Origin of the sequence: Psychrobacter sp. Ps2, assembly GCF_022129405.1 — a bacterium.
GTDB lineage: Bacteria > Pseudomonadota > Gammaproteobacteria > Pseudomonadales > Moraxellaceae > Psychrobacter.
The window spans coordinates 108,923-128,253 of sequence record NZ_JADQAM010000049.1; the positions used below are offsets into that span (position 1 = coordinate 108,923).

Consider the following 19,331-nt stretch of genomic DNA (forward strand, 5'->3'; position numbering starts at 1 on the left):
GCGTTTTTCAACTCACTCGGTGTTATCTAAATCGACTGAGTAAATAACAAAAATAATCAGCTCATGAAAAAAAACCTTGCATGAAAAAAGTATCTTTGATAATTTGTATATACAACTTTATGACAGTATCAATAATTCAGCACATTTAGCAAGCAGCTAGGTGAACGCTTAACCTGAACGTAAACCACTCAATTTGATTGCCCAATCGACTCAAAAGATTTCACAAGGATTTGACCATGACTACTGATAGCAATAGCAACAAACCTAGCCGCCGTGATGAGAGCCGCGAAATCGCCGCGCCTATTGGCTCCACGCTACATTGCAAAAGCTGGCTAACCGAAGCGCCTTACCGCATGCTGCAAAACAACCTGCATCCTGATGTGGCAGAAAACCCAAAAAGCCTGGTTGTGTACGGTGGTATTGGACGCGCAGCACGTAATTGGGAAAGCTATGATCAAATCTTAGAATCGCTAAAAGAATTAGAAGATGATGAGACATTATTGGTGCAGTCTGGCAAACCAGTAGGCGTATTTCAAACGCATGAAAATGCACCGCGTGTCTTGATTGCGAACTCAAACCTTGTACCGCGCTGGGCGACATGGGAGCACTTCAACGAGCTCGATCGAAAAGACTTAATGATGTATGGTCAGATGACCGCCGGCAGCTGGATTTATATCGGTACGCAAGGCATCGTCCAAGGTACATATGAGACTTTTGTGGAAGCAGGTCGTCAGCATTATGATGGCAGCTGGGCAGGCCGTTGGATTTTGACTGCTGGTCTTGGTGGTATGGGTGGCGCACAGCCACTAGCTGCAACCTTCGCGGGTGCAACTTCATTAAACATCGAGTGTCAGCAGTCTAGTATCGATTTCCGCTTGCGCACGGGTTATGTCGATAAGCAAGCGGACAATCTTGACCACGCTTATGAGCTAATCAAACAACATACTGACGCTGGCGAAGCTGTCTCTATCGCCCTACTTGGCAATGCTGCAGATATCTTGCCTGAGATGGTCAAGCGCGCTAACGCTGGTGGCATGAAGCCTGATTTGGTCACTGATCAGACCTCAGCGCATGATTTGATTAATGGCTATCTACCAAGTGGCTGGACAGTGGAAGCATGGAAAGCAGCACAAGAAGATTCAGAGCAACATGCAGCATTGACCAAAGCCGCTGCTCAGTCTTGTGCCGTACACGTCCAAGCGATTTTAGACTTGCAAGCGATGGACATTCCAGCGACTGATTACGGTAATAACATCCGTCAGGTCGCTTTTGATGAAGGTGTCAAAGATGCCTTTAACTTCCCAGGTTTTGTCCCTGCGTATATTCGTCCGCTATTTTGCCAAGGTAAAGGTCCATTCCGCTGGGTAGCGTTATCAGGCGATCCAGAAGATATCTATAAGACTGATCAAAAAATTAAAGAGCTATTCCCTGAAAATAAACATATCCATCGCTGGTTAGATATGGCAAAGGAACGTATTCAATTCCAAGGTTTGCCTGCCCGTATCTGCTGGTTAGGGCTTGGTGAACGTGACAAAGCAGGTTTGGCATTTAATGAAATGGTCAAAAACGGCGAGCTAAAAGGCCCGATCGTTATTGGTCGTGATCACTTAGACACGGGTTCTGTTGCCAGTCCAAACCGCGAAACAGAAAGCATGAGAGACGGCTCAGATGCGGTATCTGACTGGGCATTATTAAACGGCATGCTCAATGTGGCGGGCGGCGCAACTTGGGTATCGCTACATCATGGCGGCGGTGTAGGCATGGGCTACTCGCAGCATTCAGGTATGGTCATCGTCGCAGACGGTACAGACGCCGCAGCCAAAAGACTGTCACGCGTATTAGTCAACGATTGCGGTTCAGGCGTTATGCGTCATGCCGATGCAGGTTATGAGCTAGCGATTAAGACAGCGAGAGATTATGGTTTAAATCTGCCAATGATCAAATAGTTTGTTCCTTGTCCTTATACGCTGTAGCTGGGTATAAGGACATAATCGGCGTCTTATCAAGGAGGATAATATGATTGAACAAAATACAGCATCTAGTCTGAACGATGAAAATACAACGACATCATCGAAAAAACTACTATCAACCCCTATTGCATTAATACAGCTGATCGTATTCAGTACGATCGGTTTAGTGATGTTTTTTGTGCCATTTACCATTGGTGAAAAAAGCACGATTTTGTTCGATCATGGCGCAACCTATCTAGTCACTCAGCAGCATACCTTGTCCGTGACGCTATTATTTTTACTCATCCTCTATGGCGTGAGTAAGCCATTTATCGATGGCTCATGGCGTAAAAATATCACTCACATGATTATGACTGCCTTCAAAGCCATTGGTCTGATATTGGCGGTGATGTATGTGGCTGACATGGCACCTGCCTTTATGATGGAAAAGGACATGCTACCGTTTTTATTTGAAAAATTGGCTCTACCAGTCGGTATGATTGTACCGCTTGGGGCATTGATATTGGCATTCTTGGTTGGTTTTGGCTTATTAGAAATGGTTGGTGTGCTCATGCAGCCAATCATGAAACCTATTTGGAAGACCCCAGGTTCATCAGCGATTGATGCCGTGGCCTCCTTTGTCGGTAGCTACTCTATTGGATTGCTCATCACCAATCGTGTGTACTTGCAAAAGCAATATTCAGCGCGTGAAGCCATTATCATTGCGACTGGGTTTTCGACTGTATCAGCGGCGTTTATGGTAATTGTTGCCAAAACGCTTGGGATCATGGAATTTTGGAACCTCTTTTTTTGGTCAACGCTAGTGATTACTTTTATTGTCACTGCGATTACTGCTCGGATTCCGCCCATCAGTCTGTTTGATGATAAGGTGGAGCGTCCAACCCTCGATCACGCAAGAGGCAAACGACTAGCAGCAGCATTTGATTTGGGTTTATCCACTTCCCGCCGTGCAACTGACCTCAAACAAATATTATGGTCTAATTTTCGTGATGGCCTGACGATGGCAGCGGCTATTGTGCCCTCTATCATTGCGGTCGGTTTGACTGGATTGCTATTAGCAAAATATACACCCGTGTTCGATGCCTTAGGGTTACTGCTTTATCCATTTACATGGCTTGGCGGCCTGCCAGACCCGCTGGTCGCTGCCAAAGGTATGTCAGCAGGATTGGCTGAGATGTTCTTGCCAGCACTACTACTGAGTGACGCAGATGTACTGACGCGCTATGTCGCAGGGGTCATCTCCATTAGTAGCGTGCTGTTCTTCTCAGCCATGATTCCATGCGTGCTTGCGACCGAGATTCCTATCTCCATTGGCAAAATGGTCATCATCTGGTTCGAACGCGTGGTACTTAGTATTTTATTGGCTGCGGCTTTCGGACATCTGGCTATGTATTTCAACTGGATTGGCTAAAAAATTCAAACCTGACAATCCCTATCACGATCGCTAAAAATACTTAAAACACGCCATTTTAGTAAAGATATGAATTAAAAATAATATAACCCCTATGGCTATGCAACTAGGATGACCCCTATGAACAATATCAAACAACTAACCCTACATCCTCGCCAGCTTAGCTTTGAGATGCTACGTGATATCTACGAGCAACCTGTCATATTGACACTGCCTGAGAGTGCTTATGAAGCGATAGATGCCTCGCACGAAGATGTACGTACCATCATTGCACGAGACAAAAGCGCTTATGGTATCAATACCGGTTTTGGCCTACTTGCTAAGACACGTATCAGTGATGATCAGCTTGAGCTACTTCAGCGTAACCTGATCGTTTCTCACTCAGTGGGTACTGGTGAAGCGTTGCCAGACGGTGTAGTTCGATTAATTATGGTCATGAAAGTCGCCAGTCTGGCGCAAGGTGTCTCTGGTGTACGCCGCGAAGTGGTTGATAGTTTACTTGCCTTAATCAACAATCAAATCACACCCAATATCCCAGCCAAAGGTTCAGTTGGTGCCTCTGGTGACTTAGCGCCATTATCACATATGACACTTGCAATGATGGGCGAAGGTGATGTGTTTGTTGACGGTAAAAAAATGCCTGCCGCTGACGCTCTAGCCCAGCATGGACTTGAGCCTATTACTCTTGCAGCCAAAGAAGGCCTTGCGCTGATCAACGGTACGCAAGTCTCAACTGCGCTAGCATTACGTGGTTATTTCTTAGCGCGTGATTTACTTGAGACCGCCACTATTGTTGGCTCGATGTCGATTGATGCTGCCAAAGGCTCGGACTCACCATTTGATGCCCGTATCCATGAAGTGCGTGGCCATCATGGTCAAATCGAAATCGCCAAAGCACACCGTCAGCTAATCAAAGGCAGTGCTATTCGTGCCTCACATGACGGTGAGCAAGACGATAGAGTGCAAGACCCTTACTGCCTACGCTGTCAGCCGCAAGTCATGGGTGCCTGTCTTGATATCATCAACCAAGCAGGGAAAACTCTGCTAATAGAATCCAATGCAGTAACTGACAATCCACTTATCTTTAATAACGAAGATGGGCCAGTTGCTATATCAGGTGGTAACTTCCATGCTGAGCCAGTCGCTTTTGCCGCTGATATTTTAGCCTTGGCAATCGCTGAGATTGGCTCTATGTCTGAGCGCCGTGTCGCTTTGCTGATTGATGCGACTTTGTCAGGTGGCTTACCGCCATTCCTAGTGGATAATGCTGGGGTAAACTCAGGCTTTATGATTGCGCATGTGACCGCCGCAGCACTGGCATCAGAAAACAAATCTATCGCCCATCCTGGTAGCGTCGATAGTATCCCGACTTCTGCCAACCAAGAAGACCATGTGTCTATGGCCACCTATTGCGCACGCCGCCTATACGAGATGGCGCAAAACACTGCGACCATCATTGGCATTGAGCTGCTCGCCGCTGGTCAAGGTATCGACTTCCATCGTGGCCTAGATACCTCAGAGCCGTTGACAGTCGCGCATCAGAAATTACGTGAAAAAGTGACTTTCTATGATAAAGATCGCTACCTCGCCCCTGATATCGAAGCGGCCAAACAGTTGGTATTAGACGGTACGCTTGCCGAACATTGGCAGTCACTACGCAGCGATTGGTACGAGTCTAAATAAAGATCAATGAGTGAACGGAGAGCAGCGATGACAATAGTGAGAACAGCAGCAACGACTACAAGCATCAGCCATACACCTGCTGATATAACCCAGTGGACAGGACGTGCAGAGCCATTTGAGACTGTGCGTGCCCGCTATTGGTATCAACTTGCTCAGCCTTACGAGGATCAAAATATTGGGCTAATTGGCTTTGCATGTGATCAAGGCGTCAGACGTAATCAAGGCCGCATGGGTGCTAGAGCTGCTCCGCCATTGATTCGTCGAGCTTTTGCTACGCTGCCAGTCATCGCTGATTTACAACAACGTTTTGATGGTCAATTATCAACTTTATTGGGTGATGCTGGTGACATTCATTGTGATGATAATGATGGCCTTGCCGAGAGCACCCTTGAGCAAGCTCAGATTAAATATGCTGATGCAGTGAGCACTATCGTCAAGCAAGGTGGATTACCCATCGGACTTGGTGGTGGTCATGCCATTGCTTATGGTAGTTTTTTGGGATTATGGCAGGCCTTAGAAAATACAAACGATACAGCTATCAGCACAAACACAGCGCCTACTATTGGGATTATTAATTTTGATGCTCATCTTGATATTCGTCAGTCGGATGTAGCGACTTCTGGGACACCATTTCGCCAGATTGCCGAGCATCTTGACGCACATGGTCAACCCTTTCATTATTGCTGTATTGGCGTCAGTCGATTCTCTAATACGGCGGCGCTTTTCGATCGTGCCGAGCAGTTGGGCGTACAGGTCATCAGTGATGAAGACTGTCATTATCAGCCTTGGGATACACTTGCTGAGCGGGTCAAAAGCTTTGTAGATCAGGTCGATACAATATATCTAACCATCGATATGGACTGCTTACCATCTAGTGTCGTCCCAGGTGTGAGCGCACCTGCCGCCTTTGGCATTGAGCTGGGTTTCGTTGAGCGTATGGTCAAAACCATCATGGCATCAGGCAAAGTAAAAATGGCAGACATTGCTGAGATTAACCCTGCTTTTGACGTTGATAGTCGTAGCTGCAAAGTTGCTGCGCGCTTACTAGCCACTATTATAGAGCAGCACTTACTTAGCGCTTAGATCTTGCCAACAAAGATCACCGACTTCACAAAAATCAGGAGCATATTATGAATGAATTAAAGAACTCCGTATCGAAAAATCCTATAGAACAAACGCTATATGTATCTACTACGACATCTTTTGATCACGTTATTATTAATGCCAATATCGCCACCTTTTCAGCGCAATACGGATTTGATATTGAGACAAGTGATGATGGAGATGAACACGCTGATAGCATCCCATACGGACAGCTACTGAACGCGGCTATCGGTATTAAAAGTGGCAAAGTCGCTTGGGTTGGTACACAGGATCAAATCACTGCTCACTTGCCTAAATATCAAGCTAGCCAAATCACAGATGTAGATGGTAAATGGATAACCCCAGGGCTTATCGATTGCCATACGCATATCGTCTATGGCGGCAACCGTAGCAATGAGTTCGAAGCACGTTTGCAAGGTGTCAGTTATCAAGACATTGCAGCACAAGGCGGTGGTATTGTCGCGACCGTTAGTGCCACCCGCGCCGCCAGTATTGAATCGCTATTTGCACAAAGTGAAAAACGCTTAATCGCACTTATGAAAGAAGGCGTCACTAGCATCGAAATCAAGTCAGGTTATGGTCTCGACTTAGACACTGAGCGCAAAATGCTTACCGTCGCGCGCCAGCTTGGCGAAAAATACGACATCCACGTCAGCACCACGTATCTTGCAGCGCACGCCTTACCACCTGAATATAAGTCTCACTTGCAAGACCGTACCGACGACTATATCGAGCAAGTCTGCGAGTGGCTGCCGATTCTACATGCAGAAGGCTTAGTCGATGCGGTCGATGGTTTCTGTGAAAATATCGCTTTTAGTACAGAACAAATCAGACAAGTGTTTGAGGTAGCTCGCTCTTTAGATCTACCAGTCAAACTGCACTCTGAGCAGCTGTCCGATATAGGTGGTAGTGCCTTAGTTGCTGAGTATAAAGGCCTATCGAGCGATCATCTAGAGCACTTGTCAGAAGAAGACATCAAAAAAATGGCGGCTAGCAATACCGTTGCCGTGATATTGCCAGGGGCGTTTTATACGTTACGTGATACCAAGCTGCCACCTATTGAAGTATTACGTAAGCACCAGGTCCCTATAGCGATTTCAACCGACTGTAATCCTGGTACCTCACCATTAACGTCGCTTTTGTTAACGATGAATATGGGCTGTACGCTATTTTACCTGACGCCCGAAGAAGTACTAGCAGGCTCAACCGTTTATGCAGCACAGGCGTTAGGACTACTTAATAAGGGAAAAATCGAAGTCGGCTGTGATGCTGATTTAGCGCTATGGGATATCACACGCCCTGCTGACTTGGCCTATCAAATGGGGTTAAATCCTATTCAAGGCATTATGATTCAAGGACAATGGCGCGACACAATGTAATCAACCTACCTTCACTTATTATCATTAAAAAAGCCCCAACCATTCAATGATTGGGGCTTTGCTATTTGTCCGTATGAACCAACCACTAAGGCTTGTTTACCACTTATAAGTAAGACTAGTTCAAAATACCAAAAGCGACCAACGCATCCGCCACACGTTTGAAGCCAACCATATTGGCACCAGCCATATAGTCGATATACCCATTGTCAGTTTGACCATACTCTGCTGAAGCGTTCGCAGCACTATCGTGGATATCTTTCATAATACCTTTTAGACGCTCATCGACTTGTTCAAAGGTTTGATACTGACGGACAGAGTTTTGCGACATTTCAAGCGCAGATACTGCTACCCCGCCCGCATTAGCAGCTTTACCAGGTGCATAATGGACACGGTGCAAACGGATACAATCAATTGCTTCCGCAGTGAGTGGCATATTAGCGCCTTCCACCACATACTTCACGCCATTTTCGACCAACAATTTGGCATCAGCTTCATTGACTTCATTTTGAGTAGCGCATGGAATCGCAATATCAGCTTCAAACTGCCATGGTTTTTGTTTAGCAAGCCACTCGCCACCATAAACATCAACATACTCTGCTAAAGGCTTGTTTTGCTGCTTTTGTTTTTTGAGCCAATCAATTTTTTCTTGATTGAGACCATTTTCATCATGCAACGTCCCTTGTGAATCAGAGACAGTTATTGCCATACCACCTAGCGCATTCACTTTTTCGGCAGCATGTAATGAGACATTACCTGCTCCTGATATCAGCACCTTTTTGCCTTGAAGCTTATCGTTCTGAGCGATGAGCATATTTTCTAAGAAGTAGACTGCACCGTAGCCAGTCGCCTCTGTACGCATCAAGCTGCCACCAAAGCCCACGCCTTTGCCAGTGATAACCCCTGTTGATTCACGCGTTAAATTCTTATACATCGCAAACATATAGCTAACTTCTCGACCACCGACGCCGATGTCACCAGCAGGCACATCCATGTCTTTGCTCACGTAATGATGTAGCTCACGCATAAAGGCATAGCAAAAACGACGAATCTCGCTGTCCGTTTTGCCTTTAGGATCAAAATCTGACCCACCTTTACCGCCACCAATAGGCAAGCCAGTTAAGGCATTTTTAAAGATTTGCTCAAAGCCTAAGAACTTTAATACGGATTGATTGACGGTAGGATGGAATCTAAGACCGCCTTTGTAAGGGCCTAGAGCATTGCAAAACTGCACACGCCAACCACGATTGACTTGTACCACGCCTTGATCATCTTCCCAATTGATACGAAAGCCAAATACCCGATCAGGCTCTACCAAACGCTCGAATACCTTTAACGTACTATATTCAGGATGCGCATCGTATAAAGGTTGAATCGTAATTGCTACCTCTTTTACTGCTTGAATGAATTCAGGCTGATGGGCATAACGTGCTTCGACTTTTTGGATGGCTTCACTGATGCTCATGTATTTCTTCCTTAGGATAAAACTGGTGATAGTAATTATTTACATCGACGCTACAACATATTGAGTAAACGAAAGGACTATAAACGTTGATGTAAAACTGAAATCGCCCCTATACAAGATTATGTATAGAGACTGATAGGATCAAAAAAGCTGACTCAATTTGTATTTTTATAACGCATTTAGAAGTGTCAACATTTATCCCTCATGACTGTATATCATTTTTGAGACTTATAAGTCTAGTAAATATCTTCATCATAAGAATCTATAAGCGATTTTTATTAGCTAAATTTCAGCGGCTCCGTTTGATAGCAATGGTGGACATTAATCTATAGTTACAAAAAATATCTCTATTCAAAAAAATACCAAGGATCTTGCTAGGTCTTCAACCGCTCATCGATTAGACATAATAAAAAACCATCATTTTCCTCGAAAAAATAAAGATAAAGGGTAATGATTTGATGACAAAAGGCACAAAAGTCCAAAAAATTTACTTTTAATTGGGCAAATATATATCAATATTATTAGTAAGGAATTATAATACCTTTCTTTAAACAAGGATATTTTTGACTAACTTCATTAGTTCATAAATAAAAAACCAATCACCAGTACAGAGAAAGCGATATGCGTACAGATTCATTTCAGCAGATATTGGAAGACTTAAACAGTTCATCAGCAGATGTTGAAGCATCTGCCCTAATCTCTAACGATGGTCTTATGATTGCTTCAGCTCTACCAACCGGCGTGGATGAAGATCGTGTGGGTGCTATGTCAGCAGCATTATTATCATTGGGTGATCGAGCAGGTCGCGAGTTGGCACGCGGTAGTATCGATCGCATTATGATTCAAGGCGAGAAAGGCTATGTCATCATGACCTCATCAGGCGATGAAGCCGTACTTACCATCATGGCAAAACCCAATGCCAAGCTTGGCTTGATATTCCTAGATATTAAGCGTGCCTCAGAAGCGTTGGCAAAGCTCATTTGATTGGCGACTGCTTATCGAACTTATTAGCTTTTTAATCACTATAAACATAGTCGGTTCAATATAATTTGAATACAAGAAAGCCGAGTGAGAGTACTACAAGTAGTAGGCTAAGCAAGGCTGACACCGTATCTAACTTATAGAGGATTGACGATATAACGATCAACGAAGGAGATGACCATGGGTTCTCCAATCCCCGATGCACACAAACCCGATATGCCTGCTGAGCAAATCACAATGACTTATCATGATGGCACCTCACGGACTGTCTATGATACTGGTATAGAGCGCCCCTACCCAGACGGTAAGCTGATTGTCTCGCGTACCAATCTCGACGGTATCATCACTCACGTCAACGATGCCTTCGTCGAAATCAGTGGCTATCATGTAGATGAATTGATTGGCCAACAGCACTATATTTTGCGTCATCCTGATATGCCAAAAGCTGCCTATAAAGACTTATGGAATACTGCCGAGTCTGGACAAAAATGGCATGGCTATGTCAAAAATTTATGCAAAGACGGCAGCCACTATTGGGTATATGCCACTGTGGTGCCTAACGTGCGTCGCGGCGAAACCGTCGGCTATACCTCGGTACGACGCAAACCATCACGCAGCAAAATTGAAGCGGCGATGATTCAATATGCCCAAATGAAACAAGATGAGGAAGGCTAAGTCATGACGACACACAATATGTTAATCGCCCCTGATTTTTCGCCTGATCGCTTTGCAGGCTGGCACATGTTCAACACCTTGATTCAAAAACGTGCCAACTTAAACATGCATCTCAATATCCCTGCCTCTCACGCTGAGCAAGAGCAGGTCATTAGTGCCGGTGACATTCAAATCATTTATGCCAACCCTTTTGATGCAGCCACTCTCATCCGCGAGCAAGGCTATCGAGCCATTGCCCGACCTATCGGTAAATCTGACGAGATGATCATTGCAGCCGCTGCCAATAGCACTATCAGCCGTTTGGAAGACATTCAAGCAGGGGCTACTGTCGCGATGGCCGACAACCGAGATGTCAAACTGATTGGCTTGCGCTTGCTAGAAGCCGTCGATATAGAAGCGTCTGATCTCAACTGGGATGTGACCGAGACCTATCAAGCGGCTGCCCGCAAGGTCATCAAAGGTGAAGCCCAAGTCGCGTTCTTTTTGGCAGAGATTTTTCATAGCTTCTCACGCTTGACCAAGACTCAGCTGTCAGTACTTATCGAAAGTGACTTGGCTGATATCAGTCATGTGTTACTAGTCAAAGAAGACTTTCCCGATGCACAAATCTTCCTAGAAGCCATCCTGAATTTGCACAACGATGCAGATGGTAAAGAGGCCTTGGCTGAGCTTGGCATGCCTCAAGGGTTTGAGCCAATGAGCGAAGAAGATGCCGAATTTATGATTGATTTGATGCAGACATTATTGGATTAGTCGCTCAATCATTATATTGATATCAAGCGCTATTTCTCTGGATTACATTATCGCTTGTCGTATGACATCATATCACTGAAGCAAGCACCGTTGTAATGATAGCAATGACAGGAGGGTATTATTATGTCTGATTCAGACCTGATCAAAGAAAATGAAAGAGTCGCGCACCGAGTATTTCGGTTTTACTCTCGTAAAGTGTTTTTAGCTCCTAACAACCGTCATTTTCATGAGCAGCGTATCAACGCAGCTTTGTTATTGACGGAGAAAGAACCGCTACAGGGTGCAGTGGCAGACTTTTTTTATGGGTGCTGGTTTGATATCCCATACGATGTAAACAACCTATTTACCCGTATCAAAGATCGTTTATATCCTCATGTCCAGCAAGGCTTTCGCGAGTGTATTGATAAAAAAAGATACATCCAGCGCAATAGTATGTTGGCCACTCGTTGGAGTGTGCTGATATCTCCTTCTCTCAATGAGCAAAAGCAACGACTACGTATCAGCAGCGATGATGCCCGAGAAATCGCTAAAGACATCACTACTGAGCTGATGCAAGCGCGTGAGGACGAAGACTGGGGTACGATCGAGCAAATCGAAAATGAGTTTTTTGCCCATTGTACTGCGCGCAATGATCGCCTTGCGTTTTCGCTGGTATGGTTCCGCTTGGGTAGAAGTGATTGGCAGTTCGATGCACGTTGGGACAACTGCCAACAACATCTCGATCAAACTATAGTCAAATCCATATAAATCCGCTACATCGTCATCCTCGCTAAGCATATTAATGTATAACTTACGCTCGGTTTCCTTGTATCGAAATTATTTGAACTCAACGATATGAAAGCCTAATTTGTCACCTATTAATCACTTTTATCATAATGGTAGTTACTATGTCCTCTTACTTAAATGCTGATAAAACCTATCTCACCCTGACGCCAGCTGGTATTTTTGAGGCGTTTTCACAGAACGAACCAACTGATGAGCAGTTGGCATTACAGGATTTGCTGTCTTATGATCAGACACTGCTCGCTGCTGACTGGCTTCAGCGTTATTCTGAACAATGGCTACAAGGCTTTATCGAACAAGGTTGGATTGAAAAGCTGTCGCTGTTTTTACCAGCGCCTAACTTGCCATTGGACCAGTTTTTGCCTTATGTCGTGGCGAGCTTATCTGGTAAACGCCGTGCCGCGATCGGCTCTGATGAAGGGTTTTGTTTAGCGCGAGTGGGCTATAGTCAAGAAGAAGCAGATATGCTCAGTGTCGCCGCCGCTGATTTTTCAGGATTTATGCTTCGCCAAAAGCAACGTGGATGGGCGGTAGAAAGCCAAGCCATCTCGTTTTTTCAGCAGGTCGACCTACTCATTCCTGAGACCAGCTTTGTGTTTTTATGGATAGATAATGCAGGCTACGTTCTCATCATCGATGGTGAACCTTTGACCAACAGTCGCGCTTTTGTAGAGCTGGTATGGGCACTTAAAACGTCTGGATTGAGATTTCTTAACTAAGGAGATTTCTTAACTGATTTAACTCGCTTAATTCATTCCACTGTATCGACTAATTTGATACCTAATCTCAATCTTTTACGCGAGCATAAGCAGTGCGCTTAGCTCAAATTAAGCGCACTACTTATGCTTATACGAAAATGTTCGTACCATTCTTATCTATATCACTCTCTGATATCAGCCAATTCTACGCAGCAATAACAATACTCTCAGAATTAACAATAACTTGTGAGAATTTAGGTCATACTCTCATCACACATTTAAGTATTTTCTTGCCACGACTTAAGTTGCCACAAATCTCTAACCATTCAAACATCTATACAGCTTCCAACATTTCAACCATCTTTTCCAACGTCGTACCCTACCGAAATCGGCAACCCCTGCCAAACCTTGCATTCTTGCTTATTTTTTAGGACAGTTTATGACTTCGCTGACCACTGTGCGCGTGCGTTATCAAACGATTGAAATTGGCAACACCGACATTCATATTTGCACCTTGCGTGACAATCAACAATTTAGTGACCCTGATGACGAAGCGTTAAAACTTGGCATTTGCTCCGCTTCTTGGCCGATGTTTGGGGTGATATGGCCGTCAAGCTTGGTGCTGGCCAATCATATGCTCGATTACGATATTGCAGGCAAACGTATTTTGGAAGTTGGCTGCGGTATGGCGCTCTCTAGTCTGCTACTGAATCATAGACATGCGGACATCACAGCGACTGACTATCATCCAACGGTTGAGTATTTCCTTGATAGGAATACCACGCTGAATAATAACAAAGAGATCAATTTTGAGCGTTTAGACTGGGCAGAGGACAATAGCCATCTGGGCAAATTTGATATGATTATCGGCAGTGACTTGCTCTATGAAGACCAACACATTGATATATTAGCTGAGTTTATTGACCGTCATGCTATGCCGACTTGCGAGGTCATCGTGGTCGATCCTGGGCGCGGTCGTAAAAACAAGCTAACCAACAAGATGACTGAGTTTGGCTTTAGTAGTAAGCACGTTAAACCTGAAAATACTACTTACCTAGACTTACCATTTAAAGGGCATATTCTGACGTTTTCGCGTGATAATAGTAGCCAAACAGAGTAAAAGACAGCCGTCAATACAACTAAGTGAGCATAGTATCCTGCCACTGCTGACGAGTGATTTTGTATAGCACATGCTCAGCAAGTCGATGATTAGACTCAAGCATCGGGTGAAAAAAATCCTCCTGTGTATTTATCATACCAAGGCGCTCCATAACCAATTGTGAGTGCTTATTAATCACAGCCGTAAAGGCAACGACTTCATCTAGTCCTAATGTATCAAACGCAAAATTCAATGAAGCTCTTGCCGCCTCCGCCGCATACCCTAATCCCCAATAGTCATTATGCAAGCGCCAAGCAATCTCGACAGCAGGAGTAAACGGCATATCGGCATGCGCATGATTTAACCCAACCATACCGATAAAAGCATCTGTCTCTTTTAGACTCACCGCCCAAAAACCCCAACCATTATCATTAATCAGCGACTGGCATTTTTTGGCGATAGTATTACTCATCGAAGTAGTCAACAACTTAGGAAAGTATTCCATTACTTCAGGGTTAGCGTTCATCTCAGCGAATGGCGCAAAATCGCTCGCTCGCCATTGTCGTAGGTACAGTCGTTCGGTTTCTATCGTATTTATAATTTTATTCTCTCGCATTTCGTTGTTCAAAATGAATACTATTCAAAATAAATTAAATTAATCAGGCTAGCTATCAAGCCAGCCTTGTTGTTTTGCATAAGCTAGCTGCTCCGCTGTATCAATATCGTAGCTAAGTTGGTCATTATCGACCTCACCTATTTGATCAGCGGGCAATCCTCTAATGAGGTGACGAAGCCCTTTATCTCCTATCAACTCTGGCTGCCACTGTCTAAGCAATTTATAGTTAATTGTTAAAGGTAGACCTATGATATCAGTTACCGTTTCATCCAGATATTGATGTTTTTCTAAACGTTGCCAACTGTGATAGCGACTGGCTACTACCGTCTGTTTGCCCGCTAGCAAAGCGGTTAAATGTGGTTCATCTAATAATACTTGATCGACTCCCATGATGAGCACTCGTTCGATTGAAGTCGATTCAAAAGCAGCAATTGTCTCAATACCCAAACTCAAACTATGCGCCATACCAGTATCAGCTTGTGAGTTCACCACTATCTGAACCGTTGGATATTGATTGGCCAACGCTGTAATCGCACTAGCAATCAAACGATGGTTATCAGGAATGACAATGACAATAACTTGCGGATTGGTCGTTATTGCCAGTCGAGTCATATAAGTAATCAATGGCTCGCCATGTTTAACAAGTAGCTGCTTAGGTTGGCCAAGGCGCTGACTGAGGCCACTTGCTAAGATAATAACCGCATGGTTTTGGCTCTGCTGTTCAGTACTTTCTGTATGTTCAGTACCTTCTGTAAATGCACGCTTACTCATACGCCACTCTGGACAGTATTGGCATCTGTATCACTACTCACCGCTGGGATACTTGAAAAGTTATTTTGTGAGCCATTTACTGAAGCGTTTTGATCGTGCATGACCGCATTAATCTCTGCCATGATACCGAGCGCAAGTGCCTCAGGGCCATCTCCACCCAGCTTATAACCAATCGGATAATGCAGTTTATGAATGCCCGCTTCTAACATAGTAGGATTGCTAAGGTTTATGCTGATTTCATTAATCAAGCGTTCGGTCCGATAGCGCGGCCCTAGTTGCCCTAAGTATTTATAATTGTCTGAATGCTTAAGCAGTATTGCTAAGCGAGCGCGATCTTGACTCAAGCTGTGTGACATCAAAGCAACTGCTGCGTTGTTACTAAGCTCAAGCAAAGTCTCACTGTCACCTAAAGATAGCGACATCACAACATCCGCTTGAGGAAACCGCATACGAGTTGCATATTGCGCGCGACTGTCTATAACTGTCACATGCCAGTCTTGTAGCTTGGCCATGGTCACCAGTGGCATCACGTCGTTACCTGCCCCGCAAATCAATAGACGCAATTGTGGTTGCAGGCGTTGCACGAGCCACTCTGTTGTTACCTTGCCGTTTTCCACCGTCACATATTCGGCATTTTTATCAGACAGCTTATATTCTGCTAACTCTTCTACGGTATTGGCAAGTATGCTTGAAAACGCTGTTTTCCCTAGCGCAGAAACACTTCCCAAGCTACGGTATTCATCTAAATTAATCCTCATCCCAGTTCGCAAATTATCACTGTTTTGCGATATAGAATCTTGATGCTGATAGTCGTTAATACGAATTAAAGTCGCTACAGTAATCGGCTGCTGAGTACGTCGAACATTACGGATTATCTCTAACAATGGCGTTGCTGTCGTTAGTCGCTCAAATAATACATGCACTCGCCCATTACAGCCCAATCCAAAATTTAGCTCATCAAAGTCCGCGTCATCTAAACCGTCATCTAAACCGTCATCTAAACCGTCATCTAAACCGTCATCTAAACCGTCATCTAAACCGTCATTTAAACCGTCATTTAAACCGTTATCCGATCCATCATATATATCAGAATTAGTTTGCTTCACGCCTGCTTGCGCTTGGCCATCGTCAGCATATTGAATGTCATCACCCGTCTGATAAACTTGCACATTGGCACCGTTACGAGTAAGCCAGAAGGCACGTTTGATAATGTGCGGCTCCAAGCAGCCACCACTAATCATCCCAACTGAGCGACCATCCTCACAGATAAGCATCATCGCGCCAGCACGGCGATATGCTGAGCCTTCAGTACGTACGACCGTTGCCAATACAGCATCAATACCCTGTTGCTTAGCTTTGATTGCCAGCTTAAGAATGTCAGCGACCTGATTCATAACGCCTCTTATTTGGTAGTTATTTTCTTGATAATGACGAAATATACTGCTGATTGAGTTATAAAAACCCGCTCATTAAGCGGGTTCCTGTCGTACATATGGCTTAAAAATTTACTCTGGCATCTCGTAAAGCAATTTATCAAGCGTAATCGGAAAATCATAAACACGTACGCCAACTGCGTTATAAACAGCGTTAGCAATCGCGGCGGCAGCACCAGCAATAGCAGTCTCACCAATGCCCTTGATATGCATTGGGTTGGTATAAGGGTCATCCTCTTCAACCAATATCACATCTAACTGTGGTACATCAGCATTAACTGGTACATGATATTCAGCAAGGTCATGGTTACATAGGCGACCGTCACGTTTATCATGGATGACCTCTTCCATCAACGCTGAACCAATACCGAATACCATACCGCCATAGCATTGCGAAGTCGCTGTCTTGTGGTTAAGAATACGACCGGCGGCAAATGCGCCTGTCATACGTTTTACTCGAATCTCACCAGTGACTTTATGCACGGCTACTTCAGCGAAATTTGCACCAAAAGAGGACTGACGATACTTCTTGCCGTTTTTACCTGGCTTTATTTGTCCTTTGGCACTGACCTTTTGCTCATCATAATCCGCCAACACGTCAGCAAGCGCATATGATTCTATATTGTCAAAATCATATTTTTCTGATTCTGACTGTTCTTCTAATACATTCTCTGAAAATGAAACTCCTGTAGTTTCAGATATTTTATCAATAGTGCTATCAGCAAACGCTTGACCATTCTCTTTGGCTGTTTCTACCGCAGTCAGATCGTGCTTGCCTACTTGCTTAATTTGACCATTATCTAGCTGAATCGTATCAGGATATAGGCCGACTTTTGCTGCTAACATTTCACGCAACTGCTCACAAGCGAGGTAGACACCACTACCTGCACTCGCAGCGCCCCAACTACCACCTGAACCTGATGCAGGTGGTAAGGCACTATCGCCTAGTTTCATCTCGATATGGTCAATAGGTAGTCCTAGTAAATCTGCAGCTACCTGAGAAAACACCGTATAAGACCCTGTACCGATATCTGTCATATCTGTCTCAATAACTGCTTTAACACCGAGCGCTTTTGACTTATCGATTTGCAGCGTTGCTCGCGCTTCAGAAGACTGTAACTGATTACCACGTGCGGCTGCAGCCATGCCTGTACCTATCCACCAGTCGCCTTCTAATTGACTGGCAGGCCTTGTGTTGCGCTGACTCCAACCAAACTGCTCAGCACCTTGCTCCATACAGGCAATCAGCTGGCGCGTCGAAAATGGAATGTCTTTGCTAGGGTCTTTGTCGGGTTCATTACGGCGGCGCAGCTCTATAGGATCAAGGTCCAATTGCGCAGCCAATTCATCCATTGCACATTCAACGGCAATCATACCGACCGCTTCGCCAGGTGCACGCATCGAGCCTGATAACACTTGGTTCATATCGACCATTTCATAATTTACACGGCGGTTTTTACCACTGTATAGATAGTGCGTAGACAAGGCAGTTGGCTCAAAGAACGCCTCATCTGGCAAATTACTAGAAATGGTATCGTGAATTAACGTATCGATAACGCCATTTTTATCGCAGCCAATCGCAATGCGCTGACGAGTATTTGAGCGTCTGACCGTTGCTTCCATCACTTGTGGACGCGTCATGGTAATTAATACTGGACGACCAAGATCTTTTGACGCAATAGCAGCGGCAATAGATTCAGGCGCTATACCGAGCTTGCTACCGAACCCGCCACCGACATAGTGCGCGATCAACTGAACTTGATCTTTATTTAAGTCTAGCGCATCCATCACTTGTTGCTTGCAAGACGCGAGCATTTGATTTGCCGTATAAAGAACGAGCTTATCCCCTTCCCAATGTGCTAATGTCGCATGTGGCTCCATCGCCGAGCTGTTTTGACTTGGCGTATGATAAAAGCGATCAAGCGTCACCTCAGCATTAGCCAATCCTTGCTCAGGATCGCCTTGGACATAATTTTTGTCAGAGCCTTTTTTCTCATCAACTTCATGGGCGTTAGACAACTCTTTAGTAAAATTTAATGCCGCTTGGTCAGTCTCATCTTTATAAGTGACTTTAAGCGCATTCGCCCCTTCCGTTGCTGCTTCAAAGGTTTCAGCGATTACAACAGCGATAGGTTGACCATGATAAAAAATCTCAGTCGCTCCCTGCTTTGGTGCTTTCTTTAATCCACCTTGCTGAGAATTACGCAAGAAGTGCTTAGGATCTGTTACGACCTTGATAATATTAGGAATACCATCTAAAGAACTACTATCGATATTTTCGACTTGCCCTTTAGCAATAGTCGCACCAACCAAAACACCGTACGCTTTATTGTCTAAATGGATTTCAGCACTGTAAGGCGCTTGCCCACTAACCTTCAGCGAGCCGTCAACACGGTTAATTGGCTTACCGACTAGTTTGCTCGCTGTTGTGCTAAACAAAGACTCAACAGGTTCATCCATGGTCATTTTTTTGGTCGGTTCTGACTGAGTGATTGATTCAAATAATGACATGA

General features: G+C 44.7%; 16 protein-coding genes. 11 read left to right on the plus strand and 5 right to left on the minus strand.

The genetic code is table 11. The annotated features are described in order from the left end of the window. Positions 1-236 precede the first annotated feature (236 nt). The 5 genes from hutU to hutI all read left to right on the plus strand — a co-directional run bounded on the left by hutU (position 237) and on the right by hutI (position 7,547). Complete coding sequence (hutU, locus tag I3254_RS06425) at positions 237-1,946, plus strand: urocanate hydratase (RefSeq protein ID WP_238052143.1); 1,710 nt, start codon at positions 237-239, stop codon at positions 1,944-1,946. A gap of 70 nt (positions 1,947-2,016) precedes the next feature. Then, positions 2,017-3,381, plus strand: coding sequence for a YjiH family protein (locus tag I3254_RS06430; RefSeq protein ID WP_238052144.1), 1,365 nt, complete (start codon positions 2,017-2,019; stop codon positions 3,379-3,381). Between the two features lie 120 nt (positions 3,382-3,501). Further along, positions 3,502-5,064, plus strand: coding sequence for a histidine ammonia-lyase (hutH, locus tag I3254_RS06435; protein ID WP_238052145.1), 1,563 nt, complete (start codon positions 3,502-3,504; stop codon positions 5,062-5,064). Between the two features lie 27 nt (positions 5,065-5,091). After that, entirely contained in the window at positions 5,092-6,147 is a 1,056-nt protein-coding gene (hutG, locus tag I3254_RS06440) for a formimidoylglutamase (RefSeq protein WP_238052146.1), read from the plus strand. A 47-nt stretch (positions 6,148-6,194) separates the two neighbouring features. After that, on the plus strand, positions 6,195-7,547 hold the full coding sequence (gene hutI, locus I3254_RS06445; RefSeq protein ID WP_238052147.1) for an imidazolonepropionase: 1,353 nt from the start codon (positions 6,195-6,197) through the stop codon (positions 7,545-7,547). Positions 7,548-7,662: 115 nt separating this feature from the next. Here the strand turns inward: hutI and gdhA are convergent, their stop codons facing one another. Continuing rightward, the gene (gene gdhA / locus I3254_RS06450; protein WP_238052148.1) at positions 7,663-9,009 is read right to left on the minus strand and encodes an NADP-specific glutamate dehydrogenase; all 1,347 of its coding nucleotides are present in this window, start codon (positions 9,007-9,009) and stop codon (positions 7,663-7,665) included. A gap of 621 nt (positions 9,010-9,630) precedes the next feature. Here gdhA and I3254_RS06455 point away from each other — a divergent pair. The 6 genes from I3254_RS06455 (at position 9,631) to I3254_RS06480 (ending at position 14,019) form a co-directional block, all read left to right on the plus strand. Next, a complete protein-coding gene (locus I3254_RS06455) occupies positions 9,631-9,993 on the plus strand; it encodes a roadblock/LC7 domain-containing protein (RefSeq protein ID WP_010201036.1) in 363 nt (120 codons plus the stop codon). Positions 9,994-10,170: 177 nt separating this feature from the next. Then, positions 10,171-10,665, plus strand: coding sequence for a PAS domain-containing protein (locus I3254_RS06460; RefSeq protein WP_238052150.1), 495 nt, complete (start codon positions 10,171-10,173; stop codon positions 10,663-10,665). 3 nt (positions 10,666-10,668) lie between these two features. Further along, positions 10,669-11,418 (plus strand): PhnD/SsuA/transferrin family substrate-binding protein, encoded by a 750-nt coding sequence (locus tag I3254_RS06465; protein ID WP_238052152.1) that lies wholly within the window; start codon positions 10,669-10,671, stop codon positions 11,416-11,418. Positions 11,419-11,541: 123 nt separating this feature from the next. Further along, entirely contained in the window at positions 11,542-12,165 is a 624-nt protein-coding gene (locus tag I3254_RS06470) for a hypothetical protein (protein ID WP_165598499.1), read from the plus strand. 140 nt (positions 12,166-12,305) lie between these two features. Then, positions 12,306-12,920 carry a hypothetical protein gene (locus I3254_RS06475; protein ID WP_102090409.1) on the plus strand — a complete coding sequence of 205 codons (615 nt, stop codon included), beginning with the start codon at positions 12,306-12,308 and terminating at the stop codon, positions 12,918-12,920. A gap of 418 nt (positions 12,921-13,338) precedes the next feature. Then, on the plus strand, positions 13,339-14,019 hold the full coding sequence (locus tag I3254_RS06480) for a histidine kinase (protein ID WP_201607575.1): 681 nt from the start codon (positions 13,339-13,341) through the stop codon (positions 14,017-14,019). 19 nt (positions 14,020-14,038) lie between these two features. Here I3254_RS06480 and I3254_RS06485 read toward each other — a convergent pair whose 3' ends face one another. The 4 genes from I3254_RS06485 to I3254_RS06500 form a co-directional block, all read right to left on the minus strand. Continuing rightward, entirely contained in the window at positions 14,039-14,614 is a 576-nt protein-coding gene (locus I3254_RS06485) for a GNAT family N-acetyltransferase (RefSeq protein WP_238052154.1), read from the minus strand. Positions 14,615-14,662: 48 nt separating this feature from the next. Continuing rightward, positions 14,663-15,385 carry a nucleotidyltransferase family protein gene (locus I3254_RS06490; protein ID WP_238052155.1) on the minus strand — a complete coding sequence of 241 codons (723 nt, stop codon included), beginning with the start codon at positions 15,383-15,385 and terminating at the stop codon, positions 14,663-14,665. Further along, on the minus strand, positions 15,382-16,779 hold the full coding sequence (locus I3254_RS06495; protein WP_238052156.1) for an XdhC/CoxI family protein: 1,398 nt from the start codon (positions 16,777-16,779) through the stop codon (positions 15,382-15,384). The genes I3254_RS06490 and I3254_RS06495 overlap by 4 nt, the downstream gene beginning before the upstream one ends. Positions 16,780-16,890: 111 nt before the next feature. Beyond that, positions 16,891-19,329, minus strand: a complete 2,439-nt coding sequence (locus I3254_RS06500) for a xanthine dehydrogenase family protein molybdopterin-binding subunit (RefSeq protein WP_238052157.1) — start codon at positions 19,327-19,329, stop codon at positions 16,891-16,893. Positions 19,330-19,331 lie beyond the last annotated feature (2 nt).